This is a genomic window from Nitrospira sp. (genome assembly GCA_024760525.1).
Classification (GTDB): Bacteria; Nitrospirota; Nitrospiria; order Nitrospirales; family Nitrospiraceae; genus Nitrospira_D.
In genome coordinates, this window is record CP060499.1 from 1019117 (window position 1) to 1042292 (window position 23176).

Annotated in this window: 24 protein-coding genes; 3 read left to right on the forward strand and 21 right to left on the reverse strand. The window is 57.2% G+C overall.

The annotated features are described in order from the left end of the window. Nucleotides 1-148 precede the first annotated feature (148 nt). The 3 genes from H8K04_04885 to H8K04_04895 all read left to right on the forward strand — a co-directional run bounded on the left by H8K04_04885 (nucleotide 149) and on the right by H8K04_04895 (nucleotide 3833). Nucleotides 149-973 (forward strand): methane monooxygenase/ammonia monooxygenase subunit C, encoded by an 825-nt coding sequence (locus H8K04_04885; protein UVT16894.1) that lies wholly within the window; start codon nucleotides 149-151, stop codon nucleotides 971-973. A 127-nt stretch (nucleotides 974-1100) separates the two neighbouring features. Then, nucleotides 1101-1943, forward strand: a complete 843-nt coding sequence (locus tag H8K04_04890; GenBank protein UVT16895.1) for a methane monooxygenase/ammonia monooxygenase subunit A — start codon at nucleotides 1101-1103, stop codon at nucleotides 1941-1943. A 117-nt stretch (nucleotides 1944-2060) separates the two neighbouring features. Then, on the forward strand, nucleotides 2061-3833 hold the full coding sequence (locus H8K04_04895; GenBank protein ID UVT17868.1) for an ATP-dependent metallopeptidase FtsH/Yme1/Tma family protein: 1773 nt from the start codon (nucleotides 2061-2063) through the stop codon (nucleotides 3831-3833). Between the two features lie 58 nt (nucleotides 3834-3891). Here H8K04_04895 and uca read toward each other — a convergent pair whose 3' ends face one another. The 21 genes from uca to H8K04_05000 all read right to left on the reverse strand — a co-directional run bounded on the left by uca (nucleotide 3892) and on the right by H8K04_05000 (nucleotide 23114). Further along, entirely contained in the window at nucleotides 3892-7506 is a 3615-nt protein-coding gene (gene uca, locus H8K04_04900) for an urea carboxylase (GenBank protein UVT16896.1), read from the reverse strand. Continuing rightward, a complete protein-coding gene (locus tag H8K04_04905) occupies nucleotides 7499-8185 on the reverse strand; it encodes an urea carboxylase-associated family protein (protein UVT16897.1) in 687 nt (228 codons plus the stop codon). The genes uca and H8K04_04905 overlap by 8 nt, the downstream gene beginning before the upstream one ends. Further along, nucleotides 8182-8913 carry an urea carboxylase-associated family protein gene (locus H8K04_04910; GenBank protein ID UVT16898.1) on the reverse strand — a complete coding sequence of 244 codons (732 nt, stop codon included), beginning with the start codon at nucleotides 8911-8913 and terminating at the stop codon, nucleotides 8182-8184. Before H8K04_04910 ends, H8K04_04905 begins: the two co-directional genes overlap by 4 nt. A gap of 31 nt (nucleotides 8914-8944) precedes the next feature. After that, entirely contained in the window at nucleotides 8945-10381 is a 1437-nt protein-coding gene (locus H8K04_04915; GenBank protein ID UVT16899.1) for an amino acid permease, read from the reverse strand. 290 nt (nucleotides 10382-10671) lie between these two features. Beyond that, the gene (locus tag H8K04_04920) at nucleotides 10672-11181 is read right to left on the reverse strand and encodes a nucleoside deaminase (protein ID UVT16900.1); all 510 of its coding nucleotides are present in this window, start codon (nucleotides 11179-11181) and stop codon (nucleotides 10672-10674) included. A gap of 122 nt (nucleotides 11182-11303) precedes the next feature. Next, entirely contained in the window at nucleotides 11304-11957 is a 654-nt protein-coding gene (locus H8K04_04925) for a hypothetical protein (GenBank protein UVT16901.1), read from the reverse strand. After that, nucleotides 11954-12556: a sigma-70 family RNA polymerase sigma factor gene (locus tag H8K04_04930; GenBank protein ID UVT16902.1), complete on the reverse strand. Its 603-nt coding sequence runs from the start codon at nucleotides 12554-12556 to the stop codon at nucleotides 11954-11956. The genes H8K04_04925 and H8K04_04930 overlap by 4 nt, the downstream gene beginning before the upstream one ends. A 124-nt stretch (nucleotides 12557-12680) precedes the next feature. After that, nucleotides 12681-13529 (reverse strand): S24/S26 family peptidase, encoded by an 849-nt coding sequence (locus H8K04_04935; protein UVT16903.1) that lies wholly within the window; start codon nucleotides 13527-13529, stop codon nucleotides 12681-12683. Then, nucleotides 13526-14488: a nucleotidyltransferase family protein gene (locus H8K04_04940; GenBank protein UVT16904.1), complete on the reverse strand. Its 963-nt coding sequence runs from the start codon at nucleotides 14486-14488 to the stop codon at nucleotides 13526-13528. Before H8K04_04940 ends, H8K04_04935 begins: the two co-directional genes overlap by 4 nt. Next, nucleotides 14457-15515 (reverse strand): radical SAM protein, encoded by a 1059-nt coding sequence (locus H8K04_04945; protein UVT16905.1) that lies wholly within the window; start codon nucleotides 15513-15515, stop codon nucleotides 14457-14459. Before H8K04_04945 ends, H8K04_04940 begins: the two co-directional genes overlap by 32 nt. Then, a complete protein-coding gene (locus H8K04_04950; GenBank protein ID UVT16906.1) occupies nucleotides 15512-16417 on the reverse strand; it encodes a hypothetical protein in 906 nt (301 codons plus the stop codon). Before H8K04_04950 ends, H8K04_04945 begins: the two co-directional genes overlap by 4 nt. Nucleotides 16418-16423: 6 nt before the next feature. Beyond that, nucleotides 16424-16669 (reverse strand): hypothetical protein, encoded by a 246-nt coding sequence (locus tag H8K04_04955; GenBank protein UVT16907.1) that lies wholly within the window; start codon nucleotides 16667-16669, stop codon nucleotides 16424-16426. Nucleotides 16670-16722: 53 nt separating this feature from the next. Next, entirely contained in the window at nucleotides 16723-17886 is a 1164-nt protein-coding gene (locus H8K04_04960; protein UVT16908.1) for a radical SAM protein, read from the reverse strand. After that, a complete protein-coding gene (locus H8K04_04965) occupies nucleotides 17879-18790 on the reverse strand; it encodes a radical SAM protein (GenBank protein ID UVT16909.1) in 912 nt (303 codons plus the stop codon). Before H8K04_04965 ends, H8K04_04960 begins: the two co-directional genes overlap by 8 nt. Continuing rightward, complete coding sequence (locus tag H8K04_04970) at nucleotides 18774-19085, reverse strand: PqqD family peptide modification chaperone (GenBank protein UVT16910.1); 312 nt, start codon at nucleotides 19083-19085, stop codon at nucleotides 18774-18776. The genes H8K04_04965 and H8K04_04970 overlap by 17 nt, the downstream gene beginning before the upstream one ends. Nucleotides 19086-19153: 68 nt before the next feature. Next, nucleotides 19154-19954 carry a class I SAM-dependent methyltransferase gene (locus H8K04_04975; protein ID UVT16911.1) on the reverse strand — a complete coding sequence of 267 codons (801 nt, stop codon included), beginning with the start codon at nucleotides 19952-19954 and terminating at the stop codon, nucleotides 19154-19156. Between the two features lie 3 nt (nucleotides 19955-19957). Further along, complete coding sequence (locus H8K04_04980; GenBank protein ID UVT16912.1) at nucleotides 19958-21052, reverse strand: hypothetical protein; 1095 nt, start codon at nucleotides 21050-21052, stop codon at nucleotides 19958-19960. 52 nt (nucleotides 21053-21104) lie between these two features. Continuing rightward, nucleotides 21105-21305, reverse strand: coding sequence for a hypothetical protein (locus tag H8K04_04985; protein UVT16913.1), 201 nt, complete (start codon nucleotides 21303-21305; stop codon nucleotides 21105-21107). Nucleotides 21306-21333: 28 nt separating this feature from the next. After that, complete coding sequence (locus H8K04_04990; GenBank protein ID UVT16914.1) at nucleotides 21334-21651, reverse strand: tetratricopeptide repeat protein; 318 nt, start codon at nucleotides 21649-21651, stop codon at nucleotides 21334-21336. Between the two features lie 94 nt (nucleotides 21652-21745). After that, nucleotides 21746-22498 (reverse strand): hypothetical protein, encoded by a 753-nt coding sequence (locus tag H8K04_04995; GenBank protein UVT16915.1) that lies wholly within the window; start codon nucleotides 22496-22498, stop codon nucleotides 21746-21748. A 13-nt stretch (nucleotides 22499-22511) separates the two neighbouring features. Beyond that, a complete protein-coding gene (locus tag H8K04_05000; GenBank protein ID UVT16916.1) occupies nucleotides 22512-23114 on the reverse strand; it encodes an acyloxyacyl hydrolase in 603 nt (200 codons plus the stop codon). Nucleotides 23115-23176: the final 62 nt, after the last annotated feature.

The window sequence follows — 23176 nt, forward strand, 5'->3', positions numbered from 1 at the left end:
CGAAAGGAGCAGAGTTCGTGGCGGCTTATGGAGGCAGAGACCCGGGGCAGTGGCTGTTGTCGATACCCAGAGTCGGGATCTCTTCCTCTCGGTATGCCCATCTAAAAATACAAGCTTGCACATTCGTACTAAACAAGGAGGTCTAGACATGGCATCACCTCAAGCAACTGCTGACAAAGGGTATGACATATCGCAGTGGTATGACTCGAAGCCGGTGAAGTTGGGCTGGCTGGCGATCCTGGGGATCGGGGTGTTTTGGGTGCTGTATCAACGGGCCTTCGGGTACTCGCACGGGTTAGACTCCATGACCCCGGAGTTCGATTCGGTGTGGATGGGGCTGTGGCGCTTTAACATTTTAGCGAACGCCGTGTTCTTTGCCGTGACGATCGGCTGGATTTGGGTGACGCGGGACCGGAACCTGGCGAACCTGGACCACAAGCTGGAGCTGAAGCGGTACTTTTACTGGATGGGGTGGCTGGTGTGCTACATCTGGGGCGTGTACTACGCGGGCAGCTATACGCTGGAGCAAGATGCGGCGTGGCACCAAGTGATCATCCGGGACACGAGCTTCACGGCGAGCCACATTGTGGCGTTCTACGGGACGTTCCCGTTGTACATCACGTGCGGGGTGGCGAGCTACCTGTATGCGCAGACGCGGTTGCCGCTGTACGCGCAGGCGACGTCGTTCCCGCTCGTGGCGGCGGTGGTGGGGCCGATGTTCATCCTGCCGAACGTGGGGTTGAACGAGTGGGGGCATGCGTTCTGGTTCGTCGATGAATTGTTCTCGGCCCCGTTGCACTGGGGCTTTGTGACGTTGGGGTGGTGCGGGTTGTTCGGGGCAGCGGGCGGGGTGGCGGCGCAGATCGTGAGCCGGATGTCGAATCTGGCGGACGTGATCTGGAACAACGCGCCGAAGAGCATCCTGGATCCGTTCCCCAGCCAAGTGGGCCCCGGGCACAAGACCGTGTACTGACAGGAGCTGGTCCTGAGGAGTGACGGTCAATATCAGGGACGTCCAAAACGTAGCTTGTGCTGGAACGGCAGACCGGGTAGTCCGGATCCGCCGCTCCAGCCGGCTGGAATGACGGAGGATGTCAGTTATGTTTAGAACCGATGAGATTATTAAGGCCTCGAAGTTGCCGCCGGAAGGCGTGGCGATGTCCAGGCACATCGACTACATTTATTTCATTCCGATCTTGTTTGTGACCATCGTGGGCACGTTCCACATGCACTTCGACCTGCTGGCGGGGGACTGGGATTTCTGGATTGATTGGAAGGATCGGCAGTGGTGGCCGATCGTGACGCCCGTCACCGCGATTACCTTTTGTGCGGCCCTGCAATATTACAATTGGGTGAACTATCGGCAGCCCTTTGGGGCGACGATCACGATTCTGGCGCTGCTGGCCGGGAAGTGGGTGACGATCGTGGCCGCCTGGTGGTGGTGGTCGAACTATCCGTATAACTTCGTGATGCCGTCCACCCTGCTGCCGAGCGCGCTGGTGCTGGACATCGTCTTGTTGTTGACCCGGAACTGGACGTTGACGGCGGTGATCGGGGCGTGGCTGTTTGCCGCGTTGTTCTATCCGACCAACTGGGCCATCTTCGCCTATAGCCATACGCCGCTCGTCATCGACGGCACCTTGCTGTCGTGGGCGGACTACATGGGCTTTGCGTATGTCCGGACCGGGACGCCGGAGTACATTCGGATGATCGAAGTGGGCTCGCTGCGGACGTTCGGCGGGCACAGCACGATGATCTCCTCGTTCTTCGCGGCCTTCGCGTCGTCGTTGATGTACATCCTGTGGTGGCAGTTCGGGAAGTTCTTCTGCACGTCCTACTTCTACCTGACGGATGACCGGCAGCGGACGACCAAAGTGTACGATGTGTTCGCGTACGCCACGTTGGCGAACCAGGACAAGGCCAAAGTCGGAGGGAAAGCATGAACGCCAAACACGCCTTCAAACGGTGATAAGAGCTTCACGGAGATAGGCTATCTGCTCAGACAGATCTATTGTGAGAGGCTACTCGTGAAAAGCAAAGCACAAACCGTACTGTTTTGGATGGTGGTAGGCCTGTCCATGGTATTTCTTCTCAACCTATGGAACATGCCGACGCGCGTGTCAGAGGAAGAAATTATTTTTAGCGATTTCATGGCGAAGCTCGACCAGGGCGACATCGAGAAGGTCATCATCAAGGGACATCATATCAGCGGCGTATTAAAAGATAGTTCCCGGCTCCGAACCTACGCGGCGGACTATCCCGATCTCGTCCAGGTGCTGCGAGAGAAGCATGTTCAGATCGAGGTCAAACCGCTCGACGAAAGCCCGTGGTACGTCCAATTTCTGATGACCTGGGGACCGTTCGTGCTCTTTCTGGGTCTGTTGTTGTTCTTCATGCGCCGGATGCAGGTTGGGAAGGAAGCTCTGTCCCTCGGGAAAAGCAAAGCCCGCATGCAGACGGATGAGCGGAAAAAGGTGACGTTTTCCGATGTGGCGGGAATTGATGAAGCGAAAGAAGAAGTACAGGAAACGGTTGAATTTCTGAAAGACCCTCGAAGATTCCAGAAACTCGGCGGACGCATTCCTAAGGGTGTGTTGGTCGTAGGCCCGCCGGGAACCGGGAAAACATTGTTGGCTAAAGCGATTGCCGGTGAGGCGGGAGTCCCCTTCTTCAGCATCAGCGGTTCGGATTTTGTGGAAATGTTCGTGGGGGTCGGGGCCTCTCGCGTTCGGGACATGTTCGAACAAGCGAAAAAGCATGCCCCCTGTATCATTTTTATCGACGAGATCGACGCCGTCGGACGGTCACGGGGGGCGGGGCTTGGCGGCGGAAACGATGAACGTGAGCAAACGCTCAATCAGTTGCTGGTCGAAATGGACGGATTCGATACGACGGAAGGTGTCATCCTGGTCGCAGCCACCAATCGGCCGGATGTGCTCGACCCGGCCTTGCTGAGGCCAGGTCGGTTCGACAGGCAAGTGGTGGTGAATCAGCCTGACCTCCGAGGCCGTGCGCAGATTCTGAACGTGCACACGAAGAAAGTGCCGGTTGCAGCCGATGTAGAACTGGAGAAGATCGCTCGAGGAACTCCCGGTTTCTCAGGCGCCGACTTGGAAAACTTGGTCAACGAGGCTGCGCTTTGGGCTGCTCGTCAGAACAAGAACGAAGTCGGGGCCGTAGACTTCGAAACGGCGAAAGACAAGATCATGATGGGCGCAGAGCGCAAGAGCATGATGCTTACAGACGAGGAAAAACGAGTCACCGCCTATCACGAGGCGGGCCATGCCTTGATGGCCAAACTGCTGCCGGGCACCGATCCAGTTCACAAAGTGTCCATCATTCCAAGAGGCCGCGCATTGGGTGTGACCATGCAGTTGCCGACCGACGATCGCCACAATTACTCCAAAGAGTTTTTGCGCGATAGGCTGGCGATTCTCATGGGCGGTCGAGTCGCGGAAGAACTGGTATTCAAACACGTCACAACCGGAGCCGGCAACGATCTGGAGCGTGCAACTGATCTCGCGCGCAAGATGGTCTGCGAATGGGGCATGAGCGAAAAGCTGGGGCCGCTGACGTTCGGGCAGAAAGAGGAATCGATGTTTCTGGGACGCTCCTTTGGGGGCAGGCGTGATGTCAGTAGTGAAATGGCGCTGGAAATCGATCTGGAGATCAAGCGTCTTGTTACAGAAAGTTACGAGAGGGCCAAGCAAGTCCTCACCGAACAGATGGTGAGCTTGAAGGCGCTGGCGGCAGCACTCTTGGAAAAAGAGTCGCTGGATGGGTCGGAAATCGACCGGATTATTCTACAGTCTTCTCCAGTCGCTTCTGCCTAATGCGATTGTGATGCGCATACCGGCTCGCATTCCTGGAATGCGAGCCGGTATCGGTGGCTCACTCTTCCTGAATCACGAGCAACAGCTTTCCGGCGGGAACATGCTCTCGCTCCTGGCAATATAGCTGTTGCACAGTCCCATTCACCGGAGATTGGACCGTGAGCTCCATTTTCATCGATTCAAGAATAACTACCGGGCTTCCCGCAGTGACGCGCTGTCCGCTCGCCACGAGCAATTTCCACACAGTACCCGTTACGTGCGCAGTGATGGCGTGAGCCCCTTCGGGAAGATCGATCTCAGCTGATGGTTCTGCCGGGCCGGAGTCGGTGTCACTGATGTACTCCGCCTGACCACTGTTCCTCCAGCGCTCCCGCTCGGCTTCAAATGCAGCTTGCTGCTTGGTTTTGAACGCGCTGATCGAGGCGGCATTCTGTTGCAGGAACGTATTGTACTGTTTCAGGCTGAAGGTCGTTTCTTCTACCTTCAACTTAAATCGTCCAGCTGTGAAGTCCTTGCGCAGCTCGTGCAGTTCGCTCCCGCTCACAGGATAGAAGCGAATCTGATCGAAAAAGCGCAGCAGCCACGGGTTGCCCTGCTTGAAATCGGCGGTTTGGCGATAGCGATTCCACATTTGCACGGTGCGTCCGACGAACTGATATCCGCCGGGGCCTTCCATGCCGTAGATGCACAGGTACGCGCCACCTATTCCCACCGCGTTCTCAGGAGTCCAGGTGCGCGCCGGGTTATACTTCGTGGTCACAAGGCGGTGGCGGGGATCCAGCGGAGTCGCGACCGGCGCACCCAGATATACGTCCCCCAGCCCCAATACCAGATAGCTTGCCTCAAATACGATACGTTGCACGTCTTCGACGCTGTCCAGCCCGTTGATACGACGGATAAACTCGATATTGCTCGGACACCACGGCGCATCGTTGCGTACGGACTGCATATATTTGTCGATGGCGACCTGTGTGGCCTCATCGTCCCATGAAAGCGGAAGATGCACGATGCGCGTCGGCACCTCCATTTCATCGACAGGGGGGAGATTCTTCTCGGCACCCACGAGGATGTTGAGCAATCTGGCACGAGGCAATACTCGCGGCTGAAAATGAATCTGCAGAGACCGGATGCCGGGCGTCAGATCCACGATTCCTTTCAGATGCTCCCTGTCGATTGTTTGTTGGAGCCATTCCATCAGGGCGTGCGCATGAAAGCGAAGATTGAGGTCGAGTATCGGCGGCCCATACTCGATCAACAGATTTTCGTCCCCGGACTGGCGATACACGACCTGCATGTGCCGAGGACCTTCAGGAATATGATCCAAAATAGGCTGGTCCAGCAGGTCGGCTTCGGATGGCTTCGGGGTGATGTCTGGCTGCCGAAGACTTTGGATCATTACGCCCTGTGAGTGATCAAGCGCCAATGCGTGTTCTGCTGAAATCCGGCAGAAGCGTACGTGATCACCCGGCTTGAGCTGACCTATCTTCCAGAGATCGGCGCGGACGATCGAGGCGGGGCAGACGAAACCGCCGAGACTGGGACCATCAGGTCCCAATATCACCGGCATATCGCCGGTGAAAATCACCGCGCCAAGGGCATAGGCATTGTCGTGGATATTGGATGGGTGTAGACCTGCTTCGCCTCCGTCGTGGCGCGACCATTCGGGCTTGGGACCGATCAGACGTACGCCGGTGCGGCTGGAGTTGTGGTGGATTGCCCACTCGGTCTCAAAAAACATGCGGATATCGTCATCAGAGAAAAACTCCGGCGCTCCGTGTGGGCCGTACAGCACGCGGATTTGCCAGTTATCGGTATAGTTCGGAATCAATTCCTGCGGCAGAGTGTGGGGGGTGTGGTCGTGCGTGGCCGCAATGTGCAGTAGGTCGCCACTGCGCAGAACGCGTCCGGCATGTCCACCGAACTGGCCGAGGGTGAAGGTGGCCTTGCTGCCAAGATAGGCAGGCACCTGAAAGCCGCCTTGCACGGCCAGATAAGCCCGGCAGCCGTGATTGCTGATTCGCCCGAACTGCAGCAATGCCCCTGCTTTGACCGCATGCGATTGCCATTGCGCCAATGGTTTGCCGTCCAGATGCATCTCGATCGATGCGCCGGTTGCGGCAATGACGCTGTCGCAGTTGAAACGAAGGGTCGGGCCGATAACAGTGATCTCGAGTCCGGCCTCATCCTGTCGGTTGTTGACCAGGCGATTGGCCAGACGGAATGCCAGATCATCCATCGGGCCTGACGGCGGCACGCCGACTTGCCAATACCCCAGACGTCCTGGATAGTCCTGCACCGTCGTCTGCATTCCAGGGGTGAGCACCTCGATGGTCTCTGCGTGGTATCCAAATCCTTTGAGCACGCCCGTCGTGTACCGACCGCTACGGAACGCTGCACCGTGTAAGACTTGCTTGAGATAATTCAAATTCGTTTCAATGCCGTGCAGGGCGGTCTTATGGAGGGCTGTCGTCAGGCTTGCAATGGCTTGTTCACGCTCCGGCTCACGGATGATAATCTTGGCCAGCATCGGGTCATAGTACGGAGAGACTTCGACACCACGCTCCACCCAGGTCTCGACACGTGCTTCCGATGGAAAGTCTGCGGCCGTGAGTGTGCCGCAGGACGGTTGAAAATCTTTCGCCGGACTCTCGGCGTACACCCGTGCTTGAATGGCGACCCCTCGCGGTTGGATGTTGAGTGAATCCAGCGGTGGGAGATTCCCGGCAGCCTGCCGTACCATCCATTCCACCAGATCAATGCCGGTCACTTCTTCGGTCACACCGTGCTCGACCTGCAGACGCGTGTTGACCTCGAGGAAATAGAACTCGCTGCTGGAGGCATCGACAATGTATTCCACCGTGCCGGCCGACTGATAATTGACCGCTTTCCCCAGGCGCGCGGCCGCGTCCAGCAGGGCTTGGCGCAAGGGCGGAGTCAGATTAGGAGCGGGGGTCTCTTCTATGACCTTCTGGTTGCGCCGTTGGACTGAGCAGTCACGTTCCCCTAGCGCGATCACTTTGCCCTTCCCGTCGCCGAAAATCTGAACCTCAATGTGGCGGGCGTCTTCGACGTATTTTTCGAGAAACAAGCCGGCATCCTTAAAGTTGTTCTGTGCCAGGTATTTCACCGACTCGTACGCCTCGTTCAGTTCCTCTTTGTTCCGGCACAGACGCATGCCGATCCCGCCGCCGCCGGCTGTGCTTTTCAGCATGACGGGATAACCGATCTTTGCCGCCTCGGATACGGCGTGGTCGATGCTATCCAGCAGACCGGTCCCCGGAAGCAGCGGAACTTGATTCTGCATAGCCAGGGCGCGCGCCGTGTGTTTGAGACCGAAGGCGCGCATCTGCTCCGGGCTGGGGCCGATAAAGGAAATGCCTTGGCCTGCGCACTGCTCGGCGAAATGTGCCTGCTCGCTGAGAAAACCATAGCCGGGATGAATGGCCTGTGCGCCGGTTCGTCTGGCAACATCCAAAATCTTGTCGGCGCGGAGATAGCTGTCCGCTGCGACTCCGCTGCCGATCCAATGAGCTTCATCAGCCTCTACCACGTGCCGAGACAAGAGATCGGCGTCTGTATACACAGCGACGCTTTCCACCCCGATACGGCGCAGGGTACGGATGATACGGCAAGCAATGGTGCCGCGGTTGGCAATCAGTACCTTCTCAAACATGCGCAATCCCTTTTCCGGCCGCCTCCCATACCAACAAGCGAATCGGCGTGGGATTGAAGGCATTACAGGGGTTATTGAGCTGCGGGCAATTCGAGATCATCACGACGACGTCCATTTCAGCGCACATTTCGACATATTTGCCGGGCGCCGATACTCCGTCGACAAATTCAAGCCCGCCGGCGTCCGTCACCGGAACGTTCATGAAAAAGTTGATATTGCTGGGGAGATCGCGTTTGGTTAGGCCGAGTTGTTCACAAAGCGGATCGTGTGCCAAGGCATGGAGAAAACTATCTCGGCAGCTATGCATCGCATGCTTGTCCAGTGCATAACGAACTCTGTTGCTTTCCGACGCGCAGGCCCCGCCCAGCGTATCATGACGCCCGCACGTGTCGGCGACGATCGTGAGCATGACGTTGCCGAAATTGGAATAGAGCTTGGTGCCGGTAGTCAAATACAGGCTTCTTTGCCGGCTGATCGTGTCGGTGGCGCTATAGCGTTCCGGTGTATGAGCCGGGTTGAAGAACAGGGTATCGACCGCCTGGTTTCCTTCCAGATCGACAATGCGAAACGTCGCTCCTTTTTTTACCAGCTTGACCCACGGTTCGCCTGCGGGGCAGATCTCATCGACGACGGCATGCTCTGGATCAAGCCGGCTTTCGATCAGGTTGTGCACGCTCATTCGACACCTCCCTTACAGGCATACAATCGTTGAGTGTGTTGGAGACCTCGCATATTCTCAGCCAAACCCATACATTCTGCGGTGGATCCAGCCGGTGTAGGGAACAGGGCTAAGCGGACTGCACCTGGACGGTAGACTTTGGATGGGTCGAGCGGGTGCGGGGCGGCGGACAGCACAACCAGCGTATCCATTTCGAAGCTCAGATCGACGGAGTCGCCGGGTCTTCTGTGATCTTCCTTAAAAGACAGTTCTCCGGATGAATCAGCGGTGATCTTACTGAAAAAATTAATGTTGGAGACGACATCCCGCTTCCCTAACCCCCATTTGCCCAGCTCGATGAGCATTCCGTCCAGCCCGCTCCGATACATCTGATTCCGATGCTCCTGATATCGGGCGACACCGTATTGCTTCTCTATCTGCTCGGCATCACTCAGTCCGCATGCGGTGTCATGCCAACCGGTCGTGTCTGCGGTAATGAAACAGAAAATGCGCCCCATATCGGAATAGCAGGCGTGTCCTTTGGTCAATCGGAAGGTATGTTGACACTTCAGCGTATCCGCCATGTTGTACCGTTCCAATTTCTCTTCACGGTTAAACAACAGCACGGCGGCGTTGGCTCTGCCTTCGACGTCTTCCAGCCGCAGGGTCGTGCCACGGCGCACAATACCGGACCAATGACAACCTCCGGGGACGGTTTCTTCCCAGAGCAAGGAATGAGCGTGATTCATGTGTGACTCCTCCATAACGTAAGGCGATTGATTAATTCTTGCGGAGACGGTTGGTCAGCACGTACAGCGTCGTCACTCCCAGGATGCTTCCGAGGACCAGCGGGACAGCCCAGAGTTGCCACCAGGGAGCATCGGGCGAGGTTGCATAGGGGCGCGGCCATGCAATATTGATGAATTCGAATACTGACCAGACGAAGGCGACCGTATTGATGAGCAACCCCCAGGCGCCTAGTTTCAGCTGACCCAATGAGGGATCCCAACGGCCTGTGAGACGGGTAAAGAGTCCAACGCCCGTCGTCATCGCAAACATGGCGTACAACCCGCCCGTGCCGAACGCCAGCACCGTCGCAACTGCTTCGTCGTTGAGTCCGAAGAGCAATCCGAGCGTCGCGAGCAGAACCGTGAACATCACGGCGTTATGCGGAGCTCCGGCAGCGGTGACCCGACTCAGGAGGGCCGGCATACTCCCCTCACGCGCCATGGAAAATACAATACGGGATGTGTATTGCACCATGGATGACCCGCAAGCCAGAAAGGCAATCATGACAATCGTCAGGAAAGGGGTTTCGGCCCACGCTCCGAAGTTGTCGACGATCACGGGGGTGACGGGATCGGACGCGGCGCTCGTATGGACCAATGTGTCACGACTGAAGCTGAGGGTGAGCGCGGAAGAGTTGAAGAGCACCACGCTTCCCACCATGCAGAGAGACAAAAAGATCGCGCGCGGCACCATTCGTTTGGGATCGTGGGTTTCTTCGGCAATGGTTGAGCAGGCATCGAAGCCGATGAACGCCCAGCCGGAAATGGCAAGTGCCGCCAGAAACGCGGCGGTCTGGCTGGGGGCGGTTCCCGTCCCGAGATGCGCGAACAGTTCTGAGAATTCATGTTGCCGGAAAAAGAAAAACAGCAGCAGCGCGACACCGAACGAGCCGACGATTTCCGCATAGACACCCAGGGAAATAAGGAACTTGAATATCGAGACGTGGACCAGGTTGAGGATGGTGCACACCAGCATGAACACCGCGCCCCATATCACGAGGCTGACTCCTGTTCCACCTCCTGATCCGAAAAAAATGGCCAGCCAGACGCCGCCGGTGTAGGCGGTGGTGGTGAGCATCGCAATCGTGGAGCTGACATAGATGGCTCCGGCATATGTCCCTGTGGTGGGGCCTCCCAGCTGCCTCGCCCATTTGTACGCTCCACCCGCGATCGGAATCTGAGAGGACAGCTCCGCATACACGGTTGCCACCAGCAGCTGCATCACCAGACAGAGCGCCAGCGCTGAAAACCAACCACCGCCCGTTACTACCGTCTGTACGCCGATGATGGCGTACAGCCCGGCAACCGGCGACACGGTTGCGAAACCGATGGTGAGGCTGTTCCAGAGGCTGAGGCTGCGGTTGAGTGTCTCGGGCGCACTCGTAGCGCGAGCGGGAATAATCGTATCTGGACTTTCTTCAGTCAGCATGACAGACCTCACTGCTTGTCAGCAGGCCTGCCTGATCCGGTATGGAAAGAACTATGGAGTGGAGATGCATAACGAAGCCTCCTTGCCGAGCGGGTTAAGTTCCGAGAAGGCCATGTACCTCAGTACATGATCTCCCGGGCTTTTATCCCTCCGTGGAGCCTCGTTATGCGAGACCGGAAACTCTCGGACCAGACGCTCCCAGTAAAGGCAGCCGGAACCCTAGTTTCCCCTTCGATAGAGTCCTTTTACGGTCTTACAGGAGTAAAGTCAAGACAATGTATACACCGCCGTCAACAATTCTTTTGTCGAGGTGTATGACCGGTATTGTTGCCCGGTGCCTTGGCCCGTAGGTTTTGAAAAAACTCCTGCAAGAGTGCCTGGCTCTTCTCCTCAAGCAAGCCGCCCGCGACGTCGACTTGATGATTAAACCGGCGGTCGCCCGGGATGTCAAGGATCGATCCGCACGCGCCGGCTTTAGGGTCCGAGGCGCCGAATACAAGGCGTGCAATGCGAGATTGTACGATGGCTCCGGCACACATGGGGCAGGGCTCCAACGTCACATAAAGTGTTGTGTCAATGAGACGCCAGCTCCGCAACTTCTCCGCGGCCTTCCGGATTACGAGCATCTCAGCATGGGCCGTGGGGTCCTGCGAAACCTCTCGGTAGTTGTGGGCAACGGCGAGCACGTCGTCTTTGTAGACGAGAACGGCGCCGATGGGCACTTCTCCGATCAGCGGGGCAAGTCTCGCCTGCTGAAGGGCCAGTTCCATGTAGGAGGAATCAAGATCGTCTTGCTGCATCGAAGACAATACCGCCAAGTCTAAGGTTGCGACGCATGCTAGCATGGGAACCGGAGACGGGGAAGATCAGGTGTGTTGCGCTCTGAATGGCAGGCGCGTCATGGGCGAGTTGCCGGTTTGTCCTAGGGCACTCGTACCGATCGGCCGCCTCGTTGAGCAAGTTGCGCTTTCAGATCATCTACTTCGGCTTCTCGCTGAATCAATTGATCTCTTACCTCTGCCAGCTCCGCCATGCGGCGTTGCAGCTCCTCTCGGGTCTGTGTGAGTGATTCTTCACGCTCGCTGAGCTGTTTCTGGAGGGTTGTCAGCTTCGTGCCGGCAGTCTCCGCTTGAGCCTGCAGCTCAGCCAGCTTCTCGGTGTCTCCGTTCCCTTGCGTGGAGGCATTCCAACTCAGAGCTGCCAAAATGATCAAGACGGCGAGAAAGACCATTCCCAACACCCAGTCGAACGATATCGCAGAGGGGGAAGAGGGAGGGAAGAGGTGCTTCATCCATTCGCCTGGTTCGAGGCTCGGTTTGGCAGGTGATTGGGCCGTCGGTTCTATGGCGGAGACCGGCATACGGGCTGCTAGGATCTTTCCCTTCAAGGCTCGTGGAGGAGGCGTAATGACAAGACCGAACGGTAACGCGACTGCAACCGACTGATATTCCTTGAATGCCGTGTGACAGGGGGCACACCCGGCAAGAAGATGGGCTTCGAGAGTCTGCCGTTCAGCCCGCTCCAGCGCTCCCACCACGTACAAAGGAACGGCTTTTTCTAATGCTTCATGCGTCATGCCGATTCATCTTGCTGCCAATACAGTTGCAACGATTCCCGCAGTTTCAACATGCCGCGCCCGATGTGGGTCTTGACCGCATCGACCTGTTGATCGAGCCTTGTCGCAATCTCCAGGGGAGATAATCCTTCATAGTATGACAACTCGATCGCCTGCTGTTGCGGCTGCGGCAAGGTCGCGAATGCCTCTCGGATCAGATTCTGCAGCGCTTGGTCGGCGGGTGACTCGAACTGTCCGGCGCTCCGCTCCACACTCTGTGCAGTCTGTGTCTCATCGATCGGAGCATTCTGACGGCGAACACGAGGGCCACGTGTCCGCAATCGGTCGATGGCTCGACTGCGGGTTAACATAATGAGCCAGGCAATCGGGGTCCCGCGGCCGACATCGTAGCGAACCACCTTTTTCCAGATATCAAGGTAGATCCCTTGGAGTATTTCTTCCGCTTCGTCACGGTTGCCGAGGATTCGTAGCGCCATGCTGTATAGGATAGGACTCGATTGATCGTAAAGCTGGTGGAAGGCGAGCTGTTCGCCTTTCACGGTTCGAGTGACGAGTTTGGGGTCGATGGCCGATGCCGCGTGCGGAGAAGAGATGTCCATAGAAAATATGTGGCGATCGAGCAGACGATCAGGCAACAGATCACAACTATAGCACTCTCCATGTACCCCACGAAGAAATCGCGGAAAGGATGCGTACTTCTCCGCTCGGTCGAAAAGGGAAATGTTATTGCTTTCCGCGGCTAGGTGTAGAAGTGAGGACAGGAAGAGATGAAATATGAGGCGGTAGGAAAGGACTGATCGATTCATACAGAACTACAGTGGTCAGATCTTGAAGAAGCGGGCGCATGTATAAATCCCATGGATTGAGCGTACAGGTTCCGAAATAAATAGGGCCTGCACGAATGACAAGCATGATGTCCTCACCATTCAACGTCGACAGATGCCGCTGAAGATCATCGGTCTGATCGAGATGGACATGGTGTCGAGCGATATATCCTTGGAGTGAATGCAACGACCCTCGCGTCAGAAGATCGATGGTCATGAGCCTTTTCAGAATATGTCTAAGAATCTTCCGGATAACCGGCCGATCCGTGACCCAATTCACGAATCGAAAGGCGTGGACTCTTCCCAGCGCTAGAGTCCATGTCGCAGTTCGAGCCCACATCGAATCTCTCTGTATATGCAAAAGCTCAGGGAGATCATGACGAACCGGGATGTGTGCCCCATGGCGAAGCAGTGTCTCTACTCGACCGACGACCTGTCGGAGCTCGATTTCTTCAAAGGGACCGGTATTTGCGTCTCCCCGCAGAAACAGGCGAAGGCCTTGGATCCGGTGAACGCGATGGCAGACGAACAACCGGCCATGCCGGTATACGACGACGTCGCCGACCTGAAGATCCTCTGCATTTTGCAGTCTGAGTACATCACCTTTCTGAAGCGTCGGAGTCATGCTCTCGGAATTCACGATCGGATTTATGATTTCTTGAAAGAGCGATCCGTGAACAGCTTCTGGCAACTGGTCGGCCGAGAAGCGGGTTGAGGGAGCAGATGGGCTGAGGAGTCGAGCGATCATGGAGGAGACTCCACCGATGCTGCCGTGAGTCGCCGAAGCACCCGCCCACTGAGGAGGAGTCCGGCTTCAGTCAGGTGATACATGCGCGACACTCTTGCCTTCCACGGCGCGCGTAGTCCATCCGAACCGTACCGGTAGGAAAGAAACGCAGTTGAAGGATAGAGGCGTTGCATGAGCCAACCCAATTTGTTTCTGCCGGGCTGCGTGAGGAACAAGAGAAGATGGCCGACTTCCGGAAGCGGCTCGGTGGTCACCAGTTTTCGGAGCAGCCAAGCCAGCCTCTGTTCCTTCCTATTCTCCGGGGATAGCGCCACGAGCACGCTATCAGGAATTACGATCGAGGCGAAGAGCTTTCGAACATGGGAGAGGCCGTGCAAGAGTGGCATCTCCAGTCCGGCGCGCTTGGTCCGTGCAATCACCGCAGGCCAATCAGGCGGTTCTTTCTCGATGAGCAGTTTCAGGTCCTGAGCAAAGGCTGCAGACAAGTGCCCCCGGTGGATGACGGCGTAGGCGGTCAAATAAATCAATAGGTCGGCTGTATCGAGGCAGGAGATGGTTGTGTGGTCGAATGGTCGTGTATGTGCTCGCGTCCAGAGATTACCCAGTTCTCGATCGTCGAGGTACCAGAAGGATGTGATCAGATCCAGCGAAAGGCCTTGTTCAGAAGACGCATACGAAGGATTGCCGTCGATCTGTTGCCTGAAGCCGAGATTGCCGAGCAGACGGTCGATGGCCGGCAAATCCGATTCATGGACCAACAGATCTACATCCGCAATAGGCCGCGAGCCTCGCACGCCGTAGAGCCGGGAGATCACATCTGCGCCCTTCAGGACGATGGACGCGATTCCTTGTTGTTGAAGTTGCTGTGCGATCAATGCGAACGCATTCAGCATCAGCCGGTTTCTGCCGCTCACCCGAGCGTAGGCATCAGCCAGGTCGTCGAGGGTTGAGGAGGGCATGGGTTCGATGCTCCAATTGAGCCCATTCTTTGAAGTGCGGAAGACAGGTACTCATATCGCCGGTTTCGAGCCACGCATCACTGCGTCCCTGACGGCAGTAGGAACGAAGTTCACAGGTCGGGCATTCATATCGCGTGGTTGGGCGCGCTTCATCAACGACCCGTTTGAGTGCCTCCCAGCCTTCCTGCACCGTGCCCGTTCTGAGATCGTACCGGGGAATGGGGAACGCCGTGCACAGGTTCATCTCCCCGTAGGGTGTGATCGCAAAGCGCGTGTGGCCGCAGGCGCATTCGATGAACCGGGATGTTGAGCAAGCGGCTTCCTCCATCGGCGCCGATCCCCAATCTGAGAGCATCTGCCGATCGATGGTCATCTTTCTGTGGGGCGGTAACCGGTATTCCAATGGGCTTAGGTCGCCGGTCACCGTGGAGGTCACGTCGAGGGAATACTGAAACTTTCGGCCAAGATTCTCCACTAGGCGGCGGCAGGCTTCCACTTCATGATCGTTGAGGCTGGTCACGGGCATGCGCACGACGACCGGGAGATCCGCCTCGGCCAGCATCGTCAGCCCGTGAAGAAATGCGGTGTAGGAACCCGTGATGCCGGTCATTCGCTCGTACGTCGCTGCCGTAGCTCCGTAGATGGAGACACACACTTGTTCAGCGCCGCATTCTTGCAGGACAGAAACCAGGGCGGCGTTGACTCGTGTGGCATTCGTGAGCAGGCGTATCAACAGCCCCTTGCTGCGAGCATGCAACAGGATCGTATGGATATCCGGTCGAACGACCGGCTCGCCCCCGGTGAACGTCACGGTCAGGACCCCGAACGCGGCCAGTTCGTCGAGGAGGCGTAGGACTTCCGATGTGGCGAGTTCTCGGGGTAACGCGCGGTGGGTCGGATTGAAACAATGGACACAGCGGAGATTGCAGCCATACGTGAGCTCGAACGTCACTCCGTCGGGATGCCGCGTGTGGCGTGCTTGAAGCGAGACGGTCGAGAGAAACGTGTCTGTGTTGAGCTGCTTCATAGCGGTACCGTCGCGCTTACAGAGGATTGCCGTTGAACGAGGTCAATCAGATCGGTTTGTTTAAGAAAGGCCAGGCTTCGACATGGCACCGATGAGACGACTGAAATCAGAAAGTCTAGAGACCGCTCAATACAGTCGCGATCCCAGTGAGGCAGAAAGGACTGTTGCAGCAGTCGAGAGACGGCGATTGAGGCAGGCATCCGGGCGATACGGTGACGGTCCTGCGCATGGTCGATGGTGTATAGAGCGGTCAGAGGGGTCGACGAGTTGGCCGCATACTCACCGGAGCCGACCCAAGGGGAGCCGTAGACGGTGACGCTGCTTTTTTCAATTCGGAGGACGACACGTTCGTCGCTGAGCACGTGAGCTTGGCGATCTGCAAACATTCGGGCAATGGTGGATTTACCGGCTCCGGAAGGTCCGGTGAAAATGAATCCTTCCTGCTGAGAAACCAGGCCGGCTGCATGGAGGAGGATTCCGCCTTCCCTCGCAAGGCGTGCGAGAAAGCACACCTCGATGACCGGATTGAACAGGTACATTGGGCACCAACCGACCTGTCCTCCTACATATTCCGGGAGTACCCACGCATGGATCCGTTGATAGTCGTCCAGGATCACGGCCCGAACTCGTGGCTGATATGTGAAGGTATGCAGGCTTTCGATTCCCAATCCGGCATCGGTGTCGAACAATTTCCAGAGTCCTGCTCCGGCATCGAATCGAAGCCGGGGAGAGTCGAAGTCGGGCAAGGGGGAGACCACCGAGACGTCCACATGGATATCCGCGGGAACGCCGGACGGAGCGACAAATGATTCAAAAGGGCGCAGTGGCCAGGCCAAAGTCGGATAGTCCCCGGCCTCGCTCATCCTGATGATGAAACCGCCGATGGAGATCGAAATGTCCATCGCCGGCTATGAGGCTCGGACGCCGGAATCGTGGCAGGTCTGACCCATATAGACCACCGGGATGGTCGATCGTTTGCATCCTGTGGGGCTTGCGCTTGGGTAATTCATGCAGCCGGCCGGTGGTCGGCATCCGTTCATTCCACCCGCGCTGACGTTAGAGGTCAGAATGCTGCACGACGACAAAATGGCCTGCTCATGATCAAGCGCGACTTCGAACAGTTGCGGAGGTTCGTAAGGCTTTTTGTTGCTCATACCGATCCCTTTCTTGCAGGAAGCTCGCGGATTGGAATTCCCGTTCCCGCGTCCTACGTACTGACTGAACTGGGCGGCGACGCCGGCCTGCGTTCGCCACTGTCGCGCTCTGTCTGCCCACTGCGTAACGGATGCAGCAAGGCATGGTGTCCGGCCGTCTGTGCTCTTGCATGGGCGATATCGCATGCATAAGGGATCGGCGCATCCGAGCTGCCGGTTTCCCATCGGGCATGTGTCGGCTGTTTGTCGCAGAATTGATGTACCGCACAGGAGCTGCACGGCGTATCACGCTGATAGCGCAGTCCGCGTACTTCGGAAAAGACTCGGTCAACGGCTTCTCGCAGGGAAAACTGTCTGAGCGAAAGGCGAGTTTCGTACTGGAATGTGCAGGTACTGAGCTCGCCCCAGGCATTGATATGGACGGTATTGGTGCCGCAGCCGCAACGAAAAAGCCGGTCGTGATCTGGCCCGCCGAGTGAATCCCCATCACAGGGTCGGCTATCTTCGGCGCCGAGTTCGCTTCGACCGATCACGCGCAGGTCTTCAGGCGAGATTCTGTAAGCGAGCGAAGAGCAATCGCCATCAAGTCTCGGCGAAAGCGAGGTGGTGTATCCGAACGGCCGGCCGAGTGACTCCGTGAACGTCTGAAGATCGTGCAGCTCATCCCTGTTCCAGTTCATCAGCTTGGTCTTGAGCGTGAAGGGCAGATTGCTCTCCCGGAGCAACGCGACGCCGCGCATGAAGGCTTGATAGGAGCCCGGGACCTGCGTAAACCAGTCGAAGCGCGCCTCATTCAGCGTATGACAAGAGACATCGATGGTGAAGGGGGGCATGGCTTCCAAACGCTGGATCATTGCACGAGTAAACAGCGTCCCGTTGGTGTAGAGCTGGAGAAGGAATCCTTTGCCGTGCGCGTGCTCATAGATCTCATAAAAACGCGGATGCATGAAGATGTCGCCACCGGAGAGGTTCAGCCAGATGACGCCGAGGTCTCGCAATTCTTCCACGAGACGGTAGAGTTCGTCGAGGGTCAGTTCGCGCGGAAAAAACTGAGGGTCATTGTAGGGATCGGTATAGCAGTGACGGCAACGAAGATTGCAGCGATAGGTGAGTTCGAGCTGGGCTTTCACCACCTGATGGTGTTGCGTGGACCAGTCGTGAACTTTCCGGCTGAAGGCGCCATACGGGACGGTCGGTATGGCTCGTGGCTTACCCACGGTGCGTCATCAGTTGGAGCAATGACGAGAGTTCCGGCTTCTTGTGTTCACAAGCGAACGCCGGCAAGGCCTCAAAAAAACCTTCTCTGAAGGATCCGTTCCGCAGGTCGTAGCTTTGGCGACGATTGCCTGAGCAGAGTTGCAGGCCACCATACGCATCGATGTGAAATTTCTGCATTCCGCTTGTGCAGGGGGGACGGTCGGCCTGGGATCGCCGGCAGGCCTCTTCCCACAGCAGGGGATCCTTCCGGTTCAGCTCCTGCAACTCTCTTTCGGACAGTGCATACCGGAAAGGGCCGGCCCCTCCGTCCAGTTCGGACCGAAGTTCCTGGCCGAGTTTGAATCGGACGGAACCTAGCGAAGCAGCGTACTGTTTGATGGAAAGGATTTCATGTTGGTTCAGCGAGAGCGCGGTGGTCTTAAGCGTCAACGGGAGGTGGCGGTCGAGCAGCAAGTGGATGGCTCTCAGGCAGCGCTGATAAGAACCTTGGCTTTGAGTAATTCGTTCAAAGGTCAGGGCGGTGGACCCGTGAAGGCTGATCTCAATACGGTGAGGCGGCAGGGCTGCAAATCGATCGGCTTCAGAGTCCGTGATCAGGGTCCCGTTCGTGAAGATGGTGACCAGGAATCCCCGCTGAACCGCCTGTTCGTAAATCAAGAAGAAATCGGGCCTGCTGAGGGGTTCGCCGCCGGTCAAACATAGTTCCAATGTGCCGGCATCGGCCATTTCGTCCAGAATGCGCAGCATCTCGGCTGTCGAGAGCTCACGGCGAACAAACTCCGGGCGATTGAGGCAATCCGTATAGCACATGGCGCAACGGAGGTTGCAGCGACAGGTGATTTCCCATTGGCAGGAAAGCGGGAATCGTTCGGGCAAGGACCGAATCTTATCCAGTGGGACCATCGGTGACAGTCACCTCGTGTATGGCATGAATCGAGAGCAGGTCGGTCAGCAAGGTCTGCAAATCCTGATGAAACTGTTCCGCGGTGACGTCATATTCCTCAACAAACTCGTCGGCGATCGTTTGAAGGGATCGGGTTCCGTCGATCCGCCTCCAAAGGGCGGCTCCCGTTTCGTTCAGGACGTAGATGCTGTTCGATTCGGTGAGATTCCTGTGTATGGGAACGAGAATGCATTCGCCGGCAACATCTCGCTGCACATAGTCGGAATTGTGTGTGTAGATGGCGGCGGGGTTCATAGGCCCGGAGAATAGCAAATCCCATATGCCCTCGCCAGGGATATTTCGCCGTCCGCCTTCAATAGTCGTTAGGCGATCACGGCGAATCCTTCCCTCCAGTTGAGTTCAAGTATCGTTGCACCGGCTTCGGCAAGCTCGGACCGGAGCTCTGTCTCGTCCAGAAACGCGTGCATGAAGTGGCTATGTGAGCAGAAATCGCCCAGCTGATAATCTTGATTCGACCCGGGCAGTTTCAGCAGCCATCGGTTGACGGCTTCAATCAGCCGGTGCGACTTCGTCTGCCATTCGTGGGAAAACAGGAAGCTCAATACGATTTTCCCCTCCTGTCTCAACGCGGAGCGGAATACACGAATGCATTCCTGGCGTTGCCGCCTGGCCGGGATGGCGCTGTACATGACGCTGGATAGAACCAGATAGTCTGCCTGTCCTTTGCCGATCGGGAGTCGCCGAAAGTCTCCCTGCAGAAAAACAACGGGAAGACGTATTGCGGATGCGTGCGCGGCAGCAATGTGCAATCCGTCATAATTGTTGTCCAGTCCGATCACCCGATGACCCCTCTCGGCTAAGGCGATGGATTCACGACCCAGCCCGGCTCCCAATACGACCACAGTCCCCTTTGAAGCCATATGTTTCGAGGCCACGGTTTCTTCCCAGTTGTCGAGAGCCCATTTGTATCGGTCCGACTGAAAGTCTTGCTCAAGCCCTTCATAACTTCTGCGGTAGTAGGTGCGAGTCAGCGCAATCAGCTCGTCGGGAGGAAGGAGGACGGGAAGCACCCCATAGAGGAAAAACTGGATCTGAGAGAGTAGCGAGCCTGTTCGTTCAACGAAGCGAGTCAGCAATATGATGGCGGTGACGCGCAGGCGCACGGGTTATGGTCCCGTTCTCGAAAGGTATGAGGCGAGGACAGCCGCGGCTTCATTCGCCCCGGTTAAAGGCGGAGGTGTGACGGGGACTGGGAGACCAAGGACCTTTTGGAGCGCCGGAAGCCACCGGCCCTGCAGAAAATCGCTCGCTGACAGTTCTACACCCCTCCCATATCGGTGCAGATAGTCGACCAGCGGCTGTTCATCGGCAAAGTTGTACCGCCGCACGTAGACCAGTGGAGTTTTCAATGCAACAGCTTCCACCAAGGTTCCGTAGCCCGGTTTGGTCAGGATGACATCAACCGAGGCCATCAGCGTTTTAAACGAAAGCGGCAGAGATTTGATGGACAGGAATCGAGAGCTTGCCGATGGCACCGGTCCGTCGAAGAGGAATCGGTAGCCTGTCAACGGCTCCAATGTCCGAAAAGGAAGCGAACTGAGCGGAATTCCCCCGAATCCGATGAGCACGGTTCGCTCCCCTGGGGCCAGTGCCAGAAGCTTGGCGAGGTGTTCACGATCACCCGCAGCCGGTTCGATGATCGGCTGGATATCGATCGTTCGCCGGAACAACTCCATTTTAGGGCAAGGGGCAAGTCGTAACGCAAGATCGGCGTGGACATAGGCCTGTTGAATCGACTGGATGAGTGTCCGGCCATCGATCGATGGAGGGGCCTGATACTCGGACAGGATCAGATCCCAGGTAAAGCTGACGAGCGCGATGGAAGGAATGGCCGCCGCTTTTGCCGCTGCCAGTGCCAGGTATGGAGTGTCGGCCAGGACAATATCCGGATCGGCAGCCTGCATGGCGGCGACCTCAGCCTGAAGGCGCTCGTTCCAGGTACTGTGGAATCGGTGATGTTCACGCCAGGTTGCTTCTACGTCGATCGTCATGGGGCCGTTTTGAATGCAGCCGATATCCTGCTGGACGGCACTGGTCTCCCATGGAATCGTGAGTCGATCCTTGAAGAACGACGAGGGGACGGTGGTGCGGAGGAACACTCGGAGATTGGGAACGAGACGGCCCAATGCATTGAGGACCGGCACAACTTGGGCGGCGTGGCCGAACCCATGACCTGAAATAGCGGCCCAGATTAGCGGCATAGGCAGGAATGCGTGACAACCCCGGGTGACACACGCTACAGGGAATAGCTACTCAACTACTGGAGTGGTCTGATTCCATCGGGGCGATGTTGTACAGCAACTCAAGATCGAACTCTTCGATCAAGTCGTTGAATGCGCCGGCTCCCATATCGGAGCGAACCTCGGCCATGACGAGGTCGATCGCCGGAGCGGCATGTTGTCCGTATTGGGTCACGGCCGATTCAATTCGCTTTCTGGCATCGTCGAGGTTCATAAGTGACTCCTGTGTCGCGTAAGCGGGTTCATGCAAGGGTCTGCAGCAACTGTTGCATTTCCGGCACCAGATCCTTGCCACCGTTGGATCGTCCCGAGAGGGCGGCTTCGATGCCGGCGGCGAGGATCGGCTTGGCATCAGCGTTCCTGCCCAATCCGATCAATGCACGGCCCAGCGCCAGATGGGAGGCGACATGGGTCGGGTCCAGTTGCGTGGCAACCGTAAGATGCTCCACGGCTTCCTCGACACTGCCGCCTTCCTGGAGGATCTTGTTCCCCAGTCCGTAACGACCGAGAAATCCTTTGGGATTCTTGGCGACCATGAGGCGAAAAGCGTCAATATCCATGAAGCGTCTCTCCGTTGGTAGAGGAGAGGCACTATAGCATTGAAGGAGCCGGATGGGCCAGATGGCGGTTTGACTTAGACCTGATGAGCCTTGCTCATGGGGACGGTACTCCGGTAACCGGGACGATGGAACGAGTTGGGGACACAGTTGTCGGTTTTCGCGCTTTGACGGTCACCGTGCGGATGCCTGGGGCCGGCGACGTGGCGCTGCTGGCCAGGTAGAGATTGGTGTCGTGAACGAGTTGTCCCGTCAGGTCGGCGAGGCACGCGTCCGTCACATGCCCCTTCAGTTCGTCGATCATGACCGGCGTGGCGCCGAACAGTTTGTAATGGACCGTACCCGATGAGCGGGCTTCATAGCGCTTCAGTTGACCGTCCCACCGCTCGAGCTCGAGGCCGACCTTGACGGCATAATCATATTCCAGATCGAAGAAGGGTGAGAGCAGAAACATGGAGCCCCCGATGAGGATACCTTTCAACGCGGACAGGCCGGAATGGGGATCGATGGCCTCGTCCACCGTAATACGGGCTGACACGATCTTCTCACCGAGCGCATCGGATGTTCCACCCATGGGAATCAAGGTCGAAAACAGACGGGTTTCCTGAACGCTGTTCAAGATCCGCCGCTCGACTTCAGCGGAAGAGTATTGCGGCGAGTCGTTTCTCGAAAGGTGAAAGGAATCCATCACGAGCGGAACTCGTTCTTGGGTGGGCAGCGAGTGGGTGAAGGCCGTCTGTGGATCTGCTGCGGGAGGTTTAACGTCGATCCATCGGGTGCATCCGGTCGCGGCGCACATGACGAATCCGGCGAGGCCCAAGACCGACCAGCGAAAGGCATCCGTTGTCATGATCGCGGTCTCCTTAGAAATAGAATGAAAACCCGCCGAAGGGCATGCTCGCGTTCAGCCCAAGATTGGGGAATGCCGTCCCAGCGTTGGAAATATGATGGAAGCGGTAGCCGGCATTGAAGGCGAGTTGCGACGTGAGAAACCATGACACGCCCACTCCACCTGTCAGCACGAAGTTGAATTCATTGGCTTGTTCGCGAACACGACCGCCGAGATCCGTCCAGAAGGGGCCGCCGGCGAATTCTGCATATGGCCGGACGCGGCCTAGGGCGACGAACGTGTACTTGATTCTCGGCGTGAATCCGACCCCGTGCGTCAATAGAGGCTCTCGGAACTCAAGATAGACCATTTCTGCGCCGAGCGAGACCTGCCCCCGGTACCAGCCGTCGCCGATGGGATCCGTGATCGTCATCATCCACGTGGGCATCAACGCCGGCCCATGTTGTTTGGTGGTGTGAAGGTGAGTCAGTCGGTGAGAGAACAAATACCCGGCGGTGAGTCCGACTTCTTGCGTGCCGACAGTGATCGTCGGCGAAACGTCGCCGGCCTGAACAGGAGGCGCCGCCATGATGATGCCGAGCGCCAAAGCGATGATCGTGCGAGTGAACATGGACATGCTTGTGTCAGTCAATCCTCTGTCGGCTCATGTGAGGTGAAACTTGATCAATGGGCGACTAG